The 10,110-nt window shown below is 69.7% G+C and carries 10 protein-coding genes and 1 rRNA gene; 1 reads left to right on the plus strand and 10 read right to left on the minus strand.

What is annotated here, in order from left to right; all coding sequences use genetic code 11:
* Window positions 1-28: 28 nt before the first annotated feature.
* The 9 genes from xerD to LSF15_RS16205 all read right to left on the minus strand — a co-directional run bounded on the left by xerD (window position 29) and on the right by LSF15_RS16205 (window position 9,072).
* Entirely contained in the window at window positions 29-934 is a 906-nt protein-coding gene (gene xerD, locus LSF15_RS16165; protein WP_232499603.1) for a site-specific tyrosine recombinase XerD, read from the minus strand.
* On the minus strand, window positions 931-1,569 hold the full coding sequence (locus LSF15_RS16170) for an NUDIX domain-containing protein (protein ID WP_232499590.1): 639 nt from the start codon (window positions 1,567-1,569) through the stop codon (window positions 931-933). Before LSF15_RS16170 ends, xerD begins: the two co-directional genes overlap by 4 nt.
* A 4-nt stretch (window positions 1,570-1,573) precedes the next feature.
* Window positions 1,574-3,280 (minus strand): CTP synthase, encoded by a 1,707-nt coding sequence (gene pyrG, locus LSF15_RS16175; protein ID WP_308188484.1) that lies wholly within the window; start codon window positions 3,278-3,280, stop codon window positions 1,574-1,576.
* 115 nt (window positions 3,281-3,395) lie between these two features.
* Window positions 3,396-5,096: a DNA repair protein RecN gene (gene recN / locus LSF15_RS16180; RefSeq protein WP_232499591.1), complete on the minus strand. Its 1,701-nt coding sequence runs from the start codon at window positions 5,094-5,096 to the stop codon at window positions 3,396-3,398.
* 8 nt (window positions 5,097-5,104) lie between these two features.
* Window positions 5,105-6,019, minus strand: coding sequence for an NAD kinase (locus tag LSF15_RS16185; RefSeq protein ID WP_232499592.1), 915 nt, complete (start codon window positions 6,017-6,019; stop codon window positions 5,105-5,107).
* Window positions 6,016-6,825 (minus strand): TlyA family RNA methyltransferase, encoded by an 810-nt coding sequence (locus LSF15_RS16190; RefSeq protein WP_232499593.1) that lies wholly within the window; start codon window positions 6,823-6,825, stop codon window positions 6,016-6,018. The genes LSF15_RS16185 and LSF15_RS16190 overlap by 4 nt, the downstream gene beginning before the upstream one ends.
* 3 nt (window positions 6,826-6,828) lie before the next feature.
* Window positions 6,829-7,056: a hypothetical protein gene (locus LSF15_RS16195; protein ID WP_232499594.1), complete on the minus strand. Its 228-nt coding sequence runs from the start codon at window positions 7,054-7,056 to the stop codon at window positions 6,829-6,831.
* A gap of 89 nt (window positions 7,057-7,145) precedes the next feature.
* A complete protein-coding gene (locus LSF15_RS16200; protein ID WP_232499595.1) occupies window positions 7,146-8,180 on the minus strand; it encodes an HAD-IIA family hydrolase in 1,035 nt (344 codons plus the stop codon).
* Window positions 8,155-9,072, minus strand: coding sequence for a hypothetical protein (locus LSF15_RS16205; protein ID WP_232499596.1), 918 nt, complete (start codon window positions 9,070-9,072; stop codon window positions 8,155-8,157). Before LSF15_RS16205 ends, LSF15_RS16200 begins: the two co-directional genes overlap by 26 nt.
* Here LSF15_RS16205 and LSF15_RS16210 point away from each other — a divergent pair.
* Complete coding sequence (locus LSF15_RS16210) at window positions 8,992-9,663, plus strand: hypothetical protein (RefSeq protein ID WP_232499597.1); 672 nt, start codon at window positions 8,992-8,994, stop codon at window positions 9,661-9,663. The two genes, LSF15_RS16205 and LSF15_RS16210, sit on opposite strands and share 81 nt — an antisense overlap.
* A 355-nt stretch (window positions 9,664-10,018) precedes the next feature.
* Here LSF15_RS16210 and rrf read toward each other — a convergent pair.
* Window positions 10,019-10,110, minus strand: a 5S ribosomal RNA gene (rrf, locus tag LSF15_RS16215); the annotation flags it as partial.

Genomic DNA, 10,110 nt, shown 5'->3' on the forward strand with positions numbered 1-10,110 from the left:
CATGCTCGGGCGTAGTGCTTGGTCGATTCTAGCGAGCACGTGGGTGGGCTGCCGTGTACATCTCCCGGAGTGTATCGGCTGTGACCAGCGTGTATATCTGCGTCGTGGCCACCGACGAGTGTCCGAGGAGCTCCTGCACGACGCGCACATCGGCCCCGCCCTCGAGCAGGTGGGTCGCGAACGAGTGCCGCAACGTGTGCGGAGAGACCGACGCCTCGATGCCGGCCCGATCGGCCGCGGCCCTGATCACATCCCACACCGCCTGGCGCGACATGCGCCTGCCGCGCACACCGAGGAACAGCGCCGGAGTTGCGCTCCCCCGGGTCGACAGCAGTGGCCGCGCCCGCACGAGGTAGGCGTCGACGGCGCGGCGCGCGTAGCTGCCGAGCGGCACGATGCGCTGCTTGCCGCCCTTGCCGAACAGCCGCACCACCCCGTCGTCGACGAGGTCGTCGACGTTCAGCGACACCGCCTCGGTGACGCGGGCGCCCGTGGCGTAGAGCAACTCGAGCAGGGCGGCGTCGCGCAGCTCGGTGACCTCGTCGCCGCCGGCTGCCGCGATGAGGGCGACGACGTCTTCGACCGGAATCGCCTTCGGCAGCCGCATCGGCGACTTCGGCGGGCGTAGCTCTCGCGAGACGTCAGCCTCGATCAACCCTTCTTCAGCAAGGAACCGGTGCAGCCCGCGCACCGCTGACAGCACCCGCGCGATCGACGAGGTCGCGAGCGTGGGCGCGCGATCCGTGCCGAGGAAGCGCACGAAGTCCGAGAGATCGCGCTCGGTGACGGCTCCGGGGCCGGCGAACCCACGGCCGGCGAGCCAGTCACCGTAGATCGCGAGGTCTCGCCGGTACGAGGCGATCGTGTTCCGCGCGAGCCCGCGTTCCACGGCGAGGTGCCGCAGGTACCCGTCGACCGGCGCGTTCGAGGTCATCGCGACGCCGAGTGCTCCCCCGCGGGCGACCGGCGCGGCCACGGGGCATCCGCCGCGCCCAGCGTCTGCCACCCGCGTGCGCGCGACGCCTGCGCGGCGAGCACCGCGATCGACAGCGGCGCGTTGCGGATGCGCCGGCCGAGCACCGCGTCGACGCACTCGTCGAGCGGCACCCAGCGAACCTCCATGTCGGCCTCTTCGGCCTCACGCGCGAACGGCTCGTCGGTGGCGCGCAGGTCGCGCGCCAGGTATACGCGGATCACCTCGTCGCTGCCGCCGGGCGACGTCGCGAAATCGGCGAGCACCGCCCAGTCGGATGCCTCGAGGTCGGCTTCCTCGGCGAGCTCGCGCTGCGCCGTCGCGAGCGGATCTTCGCCCTCGACGTCGAGCAGGCCGGCCGGGATCTCCCAGTCGCGCGTGCGCACCGGGTGCCGGTACTGCTTGATGAGCAGGGCGCGATCGTCGGTATCGAGCGCGAGCACGCCGACCGCGCCCGTGTGCGCCATGTACTCGCGCACGATCCGCTGGCCGGCGAGCTCGAAGGTGTCGCGACGGATGTCCCACACGCGACCCTCGAACACCCGCTCGCTCTCGACGAGCGGGTACTCGACGAATTCGTCGACGAGGTCTGCCATCGGGTCAGTCGTTGTCGTCGTCGAAGAGCTGGCTCGCGAGGTGGCGGTCGAGCGCCGCGCCGACGAGCCCCCGGAACAGCGGGTGCGCGTCATTCGGACGGCTGCGCAGTTCGGGATGCGCCTGCGTGCCCACGTAGAACGGGTGCACCTCGCGCGGAAGCTCGACGAACTCGACCAGATGCCGATCGGGCGACATGCCAGCGAACGACAGCCCAGCTTCGGCGATGCGGTCGCGGAACGAGTTGTTGACCTCGTAGCGGTGACGGTGACGCTCGGACACCTCGGTCGAGCCGTAGAGTTCGGCCGCGATCGAACCCTCGGCGAGCTTCGCCGGGTAGAGGCCGAGGCGCATGGTGCCCCCGAGGTCGCCACCGGCGATGATCTCGACCTGCTCCTCCATGGTCGCGATGACGGGGAACTGCGTGTCGGGATCGAACTCGCTCGACGACGCACCGTCGAGGCCGACGACGTTTCGTGAGTACTCGATGACCATGCATTGCAGGCCGAGGCACAGTCCGAGCACCGGGATGCCGTTCTCACGTGCGAAGTGCAGTGCGCCGAGCTTGCCCTCGATGCCGCGCACCCCGAAGCCACCGGGCACGCAGATGCCGTCGAGGTGGGCGAGGTGCTTCTGAGCACCCTCGGGCGTCTGGCACTCGTCGGACGGGATCCACTCGATCTTGACCCTGGTGTCATTGGCGAACCCGCCGGCCCGCAGCGCCTCGGTGACCGAGAGGTAGGCATCGGGCAGGTCGATGTACTTGCCGACGAGACCGATGGTGACTTCGTGCTTCGGCTCGTGCACGACGCGCAACAGGTCGCTCCAGCCCGACCAGTCGACGTCGTCGGCCTTGGCATCGAGGCCGAGCGCGTCGATGAGGTACGCATCGAGCCCCTGCTCGTGCAGCATCGTGGGGATGTCGTAGATCGATGGCACATCGACGGCGTTCACCACAGCCGCCTCGTCGACGTCGCACATGAGGGCGATCTTGCGCTTGTTCGCCTCGGTGACGGGTCGATCGCTGCGCAGCACGAGCGCGTCGGGCTGGATGCCGATCGACCGCAGCGCGGCCACGGAGTGCTGTGTGGGCTTGGTCTTCTGCTCGCCCGATGCACCCATGTAGGGAACCAGCGAGACATGAACGAAGAACACGTTCTTGCGACCGAGTTCGTGGCGCACCTGCCGCGCCGACTCGATGAACGGCTGCGACTCGATGTCGCCGACGGTGCCGCCGATCTCGGTGATGATGACATCGGGCTTCGGCGTCTCGCTCGCCTGCAGGCGCATGCGGCGCTTGATCTCGTCGGTGATGTGCGGAATGACTTGTACCGTGTCGCCGAGGTACTCGCCGCGGCGCTCCTTCGCGATGACCGTCGAATAGATCTGGCCGGTGGTGACGTTCGCCGCCTGGCTCAGGTTGATGTCGAGGAATCGCTCGTAGTGCCCGATGTCGAGGTCGGTCTCGGCGCCGTCGTCGGTGACGAAGACCTCGCCGTGCTGGAACGGGTTCATCGTTCCGGGGTCGACGTTCAGGTACGGGTCGAGCTTCTGCATGACCACCCTGAGACCCCTGGCAGTCAGGAGGTTGCCGAGGCTGGCGGCCGTGAGCCCCTTGCCCAACGAAGAAACGACACCACCGGTCACGAAGATGTGCTTGGTTGTGTCGTCTGTATTGTCTGCGCTCTGCGCCTTGCCGCGTTCATCCACCACGGGCTTATAGTCTAACCGACGTTCGCCGTCGTTCGTCGCGACATGCCCCACACGTTCCCCCTTCGTCGATTCGGAGCCGAGCGGCTCCGAGGTGATGCGGCACGACGCCGCCCGTTCATGCGGCGCGATCTGCGGCGATCTCGAGCAGTTCGCGGGCGTGCGCGAGCCCACTCTCGGAATCGGAGAGCCCTGAGAGCAGACGAGCCATCTCGGCCTCGCGCTCGATTCCCGACAGCTGCCGCACGCTCGACGCCGTGACCGCGCCGTCGGTGCCCTTGACCACGCTGAGGTGGTTCGTCGCGAATGCCGCGACCTGTGCGAGGTGTGTCACCACGATCACCTGCGAGCGTTGGGCGAGTCGCGCGAGGCGGCGACCGATCTCGATCGCAGCCGCACCGCCGACGCCCGCGTCGACCTCGTCGAACACGAAGGTGGGAACCGGGTCGGTGCCGGCGATGACCACCTCGATCGCGAGCATGACCCTCGAGAGTTCGCCGCCCGACGCACAGCGCGCCACCGGACGCGCCTCGGTGCCGGGGTGCGGGCGCAGCAGGATCGCAACCTGATCGCGTCCGTGCGCCGTCGGCTCGGCCGTGGCGTCGATGCTCACGCTCAGTGCCGCGTCGGGCATCGCCAGCGCCGCGAGCTCGCGGGTCACCTCGTCGGCGAGCCGTGCGGCGGCCTCGGTGCGCAGCCCGGTGAGGCGGGTGGCGAGCCGATCGACCTCGGATTCGAGCTCGATGACCGCTGCGTCGAGTTCGGCGATGCGCTCGTCGTCGCCGTCGAGCTCGACGAGCCGGAGTCCGCCGTCGCGGCGGAAGTCGAGCACGTCGTCGAGCGAGCCGCCGTGACGGCGCACCAGGGCGGCGAGCACGGCCCGCCGCTCCTGCACGACCTCGAGCTCGCGTGCGCCATCGGCGTCGAGACCGGCGAGGTACCCGGCGAGCTCTGCCGCCGCGTCGGCCAGCAGGAAGCCGGCGTTCGTCAGCGCCTCGGCGATCGGCGCGAGCGCGGGATCATGGCTGACCACCCTGTCGAGGTGCCGGCGTGCCGCGTCGACGAGCGTGACGCTGTCGGGAGCATCGTCGACGACTTCGTCGGCCGACACGAGGGCACGTGCCTGGGCCGCCGCGACGCGAAGCTCTTCGAGGTTCGACAGCCGATCGGCCCGCTCGGCCAGTTCGGTGTCTTCACCGGGTCGGGGATCGGCGGCCTCGACCTCGTCGAGGTCGGCCCGCAACGCCTCGGCCTCACGTACTCGCGCGTCGTGCGCCTCACGAAGTCTCGCGAGCTCGGCGGCATCGGTTCGCCAGGTGGCGAACGCGGCTCGGTACGCCTCGAGCGTGTCGTGCAGGGACTGTCCGGCGAACCGGTCGAGCGCCTCGCGCTGCGCCACCGCCGAACGCAGACGCTGCTGATCGGCCTGACCGTGGACGACGACGAGCTCATCGCCGAGTTCGCCGAGCACTCCGACCGGCGCGCTTCGCCCGCCGACGACGGCTCGGCTGCGCCCCTCGGACGACACCGATCGCCCGAGCAGGAGTTCGCCCCCCTCGACCTCACCGCCGGTCTCGGCGACGCGCTCGGCGATCGCTCCGTCGTCGGGCACGAGCCAGCGCCCCTCGACCCATGCCTGTTTGGCACCCGACCGCACCGCTCCTGCGTCGGAGCGCGCGCCGAGCAGCAGCCCGAGCGCGGTGACGACCATCGTCTTGCCCGCGCCGGTCTCACCCGTCACGGCGGTGAAGCCGGCCCCGAGCGGAAGCGTCGCCTCGGCGATGACCCCGAGGTCGCGGATGCCGAGCTCTTCAATCATCGCGGCCCTCAATCACGACCCACCGGACCCCTCCAGCCGGTGACCGGCAGCTGGAACTTGTTCACGAGCCGATCGGTGAACGGCGCCTCGTGCAACCGGGCCAGGCGAACGGGCACGTCGGACTTGCGCACGATGACCCGAGCACCGGGCGGCAGGTCGAACGTACGGCGGCCATCGCACCAGATGACCGCCGACGTCTCGGTTCGCTCGAGGACTTCGACGACGAGCGACGACTCGGGGCCGACGACGAGTGGACGGGCGAAGAGCGCGTGCGCGCTGAGCGGCACGAGCAGCAGGGCTTCGACGCTCGGCCACACGATGGGCCCGCCACCCGAGAAGGAGTACGCGGTCGAACCCGTGGGCGTCGACATCACGACGCCGTCGCACCCGAACGACGACAGCGGTCGACGGTCAACCTCGATGACGACCTCGAGCATGCGCTCGCGCTCAGCCTTCTCGACGGTGGCCTCGTTGAGCGCCCAGCTCTCGTAGACGACCTCGGCGCCGACCTTGGCGCGCACCGAGATGGTCATGCGCTCTTCGACGATGTAGTCGCGCGCGAGGGCCCGGGCGATCGTGTAGCCGAGATCGTCGCGTTCGCTCTCGGCGAGGAATCCGACGTGACCGAGGTTCACGCCCAGCAGCGGCACCGGCACGTCGCGCACGATCTCGGCGGCGCGCAGGATGGTTCCGTCGCCACCGAGCACGATGACCAGCTCGATGCGGGCGGGATCGATGTCTTCGAAGCGGGCGACGCCGCCGTCGAGCTCGGGGACGTGCTCGTGCACGTCGTCCCACTGCTCGGAGGCGATCACGGGCACCGCACCCGCGGCGATCAGCTGGGTGCAGACCTCGCCCGTCGCTTCGAGCGCGGACTGCCGACCGGTGTGCGAGACGACCAGGAAGTGCCGTGGGTCATTCACGCGTGCGCTCCTCCCGCCAGTTCGTCGACTCGACCTGACCATTCTGTCGGATTCGAGCCCCCGATCGCGCTGAGATGCACGAGGTACTCGAGGTTTCCGTGCCCTCCGGCGATTGGGGAGGACAACACACCGGCGGTGCCGAGACCGAGGTCGAACGCCGCCCACAGCACATTCATGACCGCCTCCGAGCGCAGCGCGGCGTTGCGCACGACCCCCTCGCGCACTCCCCCGCGTCCCACCTCGAACTGCGGCTTCACGAGCACCACGAAGTCGGCGTCGGCGGCGGCGGTCGCACGCAGCGCCGGCAGCACCGTCGTGAGCGAGATGAACGAGAGATCGGCCGTGACGAGCGACGGTGGCTCGTCGACGCCGGTGAGCCCTGCCAGCGTTGCCGCGTCGAGGTTGCGCACGTTGCAGCCCTCGACGAGCACGAGTCCCGGCGCACCGATGAGCTCGCGTGCGAGCTGCCCGTGGCCGACATCGACCGCGAGCACCGTGAGTGCCCCGCGTTCGAGCAGCACCTGGCTGAAGCCGCCGGTCGAGGCGCCCGCATCGAGCACGACTCGCCCGGCGGGGTTCACGCCGAACGCGTCGAGGGCGGCGATGAGCTTGTGCGCAGCGCGACTCACGTAGTGATCGGATGCCGCGACCGCGAGCTCGGCGTCGTCACCGACCTTCTGCGACGGTTTGACCACCGGGCGGCCGTCGACGGTGACCCCACCGGCGGCGATGAGCGTCGCCGCATGCGTGCGCGACCGAGCAAGCCCGCGAGCGGCCAGTGCCGCATCGAGTCGCAGTTCTGCCATCACTCAGCGAGCGGCGTGCGGGTCGGACTGCTCGAGCTCGACGCGAAGGCGGTCGGCGAGAGCCTGGTAGCCGGGCGCGCGGTCACCGAGCGGCCGTTGTTCGATGTCGCGAATCGCCTCGGCCGCGGTATCGGATGCCCCGGCCTCGCGATCGCGCGCCCGCCCCTCGTCGTGATCGATCGACGACCGCGTGCGCTCGGTGGCGGAGCCGGTCTCGTCGTCAGTGGTCACCCGACCACGCTACCCCGTGCATGCGACGAGTCGCCCCGCCCATACGGCGATCCGCGGAGATACGGGGGCTCGGCCGGCGCGGACCCGGCTCACGCGTACAGGCGTTCGGGTACGTCGAGCACGTGGATCGCCATGCCCGATTCCCAGATCGCGGTGCACGCCGCGCGCAGCAGGTCGAGCCCGCCGGCTCCTTCGTCGACGATGCGCACACGGTTGCCCTCGAGCTGCACCCGAGCATCGCCCACGCGCACCGCCCCGCCGCGCACCCGCTCGGAGACGGGGTACGGCAGGTGCAGTTCTCGGAGGTCGCCCAGGATGAAGTCGGGCCGGCTCGCCGCATCGGCGGCCAGCAACTGCTTCGCCCGGTCGATGCCGGTCAGCACGACCGCGCTGGCCATGCCCGCACGGTTCGCACCGAGGATGTCGGTGTCGAGACGGTCGCCGACGACGAGCGGCGTCGCGGCGTCGAACCGGCGCCGAGCCTCCTCGAAGATCGGGGTCTCGGGCTTCCCCGCGACGAGCGGGAAGCGCCCGACCGCGGTGTGCACCGCCGACACGAGCGTGCCGTTGCCGGGTGCGATGCCGCGCGCAACCGGAATCGTCCAGTCCATGTTGGTCGCGATCCACGGGATTCCCGGCGTCGCGGCATCCGGCCCGCCGTTCGCATTCAGCGCGAACGCGGCTTCGGCGAGGTGGGTCCAGGCGATGTCGGGAGCGAACCCCTGCACGACCGCGTCGGGAGCATCGTCGGCTGATCGCGTCACACGGTATCCGCGCTTCTCGAGTTCGGTGACGATGCCCTCGCCCCCGACGACGAGCACGAGCGAGCCCGGGGCGACCTGTTCGTCGAGCAGCGTCATCGCCGCCTGCGGCGAGGTGATCACGTCGTGCGGTGAGACGTCGAGTCCGAGGTCGGCGAGATGGCGGGCGACGGATGCGTCGCTCCGCGAAGCGTTGTTCGTGATGTACCCGACCGAGCGGTCGACCTTCACCAGGTTGAGGCTCTCGACCGCGTGCGGGATCGCGTGAGGTCCGGCATAGACCACCCCGTCGAGATCGGCGAACACGGCGTCGACGCCGGCCAGGGGCGTCGACGGTTCAGTGCGTGTTCGGAAGAAGGCCATCGCGCCCGTCCTCGTCGGACTCGGTCTCGTTCGGCTCCGCCTCGAGCGAATCGCCCTCGGCGATGACCGCGGCGACATCCTCTTCGAGCACAGCACCCGGGTCGTGGTCCTGCTCAACCTCGATCTCGGCCTCCTCGACCTCGGCTTCAGGCAGCGCCTCGGGTTCACCCTCCTCCTCGATCTCGAAGATCTCGACGATCTCGGCCTCGGCCGGCCCGCCGAGCGCGGCCTCGGCGCGGGCCGTGCGGGCACGCCACTCGGCAGCCTCGGCGGTACGTCCGAGTTCATCGAGCACCTCGGCGTAGGCCGAGAACAGCGCTGGGCTGTACGAGAACGCGCGATCGGGGTCGAGTTGCGGGATCTCGAGCTCGGCAAGCGCGAGCTCGGGCTGCCCCAGGTCGAGTCGAGCGCCAGACATCGCAATCGCCAGGCTCACCTGGACGGCGGCCGGCAACTCAGCGCGATCCACGGCGCGACCGACTTCGAGCGCGCGGTCGGGTCGACCGACCCCCCGCTCGCTGTCGACCATGAGCGGAAGCTGGTCGTTGCTGCCCGAGATCCGCCGGTACGTGCGCAGCTCCCGCAGCGCGAGGGCGAAGTCACCGGTCGCGTAGGCCGTGATCGCGAGCGTCTCTCGCACGACGCCGACGCGGCCGGCGCGGCGCGCCGCCGACACCGCGTGCTGGTGCGCGAGCTCGGGGTCCTCATCAAGGTACTCGGATGCCGCGACCAGGTGCCGGGCGACCGAGTCCGCGTTCTCCTTGCTGAGCGTCTTCAGTTCTGCACGCGCGCCCTTGTCGAGGTCGCGCGGTTGGATGCGCTCGGGAAGCTCGGGATCGTCGTGGCGGGGCCGGACGGCCAGGTCGGACGCACCGTATCGCTCGCGCGACACCTCGTCATGGCGCGCGCTCGAACGGTCGTCGCTCCGACGGTCGCCATAGGGCTTGCGGTCGCGGTCACCATAGGGACGCTTCGCATCCCGATCCCCGTACGGCTTGCGGTCACGGTCACCGTGCGGACGCTTCGCATCCCGATCCCCGTACGGCTTGCGGTCACGGTCACCGTGCGGACGCTTCGCATCCCGCTCGCCATAGGGCTTGCGGTCGCGATCACCGTGCGGACGCTTCGCATCCCGATCCCCGTACGGCTTGCGGTCGCGATCACCGTGCGGACGCTTCGCATCCCGATCCCCGTACGGCTTCCGGTCACGGTCACCGTGCGGACGCTTCGCATCCCGATCCCCGTACGGCTTCCGGTCACGATCACCATGCGGACGCTTCGCATCCCGATCGCCATACGGCTTCCGATCTCCGGCACCATGCGGCTTGCGATCGCCATTGGGCCTGTGGTCACGGTCGCCGTACGGACGCTTCGCATCGCGATCACCATAGGGTTTCCGATCCCGATCAGTGTGCGGCTTGCGATCGCTCGACTGCGAACGGTGATCACGGTCGCCATAGGACTTACGGTCACGGTCACCTGACTGCGAGCGGTGGTCGCGGTCGCCGTATGGCTTGCGGTCGCCGTACGGCTTGCGGTCGCCGCCCGAGGAGGTGCGGCTCGCTTCACGGTCGCCCGAAGGCTTCGTCGACTGGCGATCATTGCGGCCGGCCGTTCGGCCCGTTCCCTGCGGTCGCCCGGTGCCGCGTTCGCCCCCCTTGGGGCGTTCCTGGTCTGCCGAGTCGTGCCTCGAATCGCTCACGCTGTTCCTGTCGTGTGTGTGGAGTCTCGATGGACTCAACCGTACTGCCGAGGCCGAAGAACGACCTGTTAACGAGAAAATGGCCACCCGCCTGTGCTCGCAATTGAGCACAGTGGGTGGCCATTCCTCAATGAATGTCCGGCGGTGTCCTACTCTCCCACAGGGTCTCCCCTGCAGTACCATCGGCGCTGCGAGTCTTAGCTTCCGGGTTCGGAATGTGTCCGGGCG

It is taken from the genome of Agromyces humatus, assembly GCF_021228295.1.
In the GTDB taxonomy this organism is placed as follows: Bacteria; Actinomycetota; Actinomycetes; order Actinomycetales; family Microbacteriaceae; genus Agromyces; species Agromyces humatus.

What these genes read in the sequence shown, in the direction of transcription:
- xerD (WP_232499603.1), bottom strand. Translation starts at nt 934, where the DNA reads ATGACCTCGAACGCGCCGGTCGACGGGTACCTGCGGCACCTCGCCGTG.
- LSF15_RS16170 (WP_232499590.1), bottom strand. Translation starts at nt 1,569, where the DNA reads ATGGCAGACCTCGTCGACGAATTCGTCGAGTACCCGCTCGTCGAGAGC.
- recN (WP_232499591.1), bottom strand. Translation starts at nt 5,096, where the DNA reads ATGATTGAAGAGCTCGGCATCCGCGACCTCGGGGTCATCGCCGAGGCG.
- LSF15_RS16190 (WP_232499593.1), bottom strand. Translation starts at nt 6,825, where the DNA reads ATGGCAGAACTGCGACTCGATGCGGCACTGGCCGCTCGCGGGCTTGCT.
- LSF15_RS16200 (WP_232499595.1), bottom strand. Translation starts at nt 8,180, where the DNA reads ATGGCCTTCTTCCGAACACGCACTGAACCGTCGACGCCCCTGGCCGGC.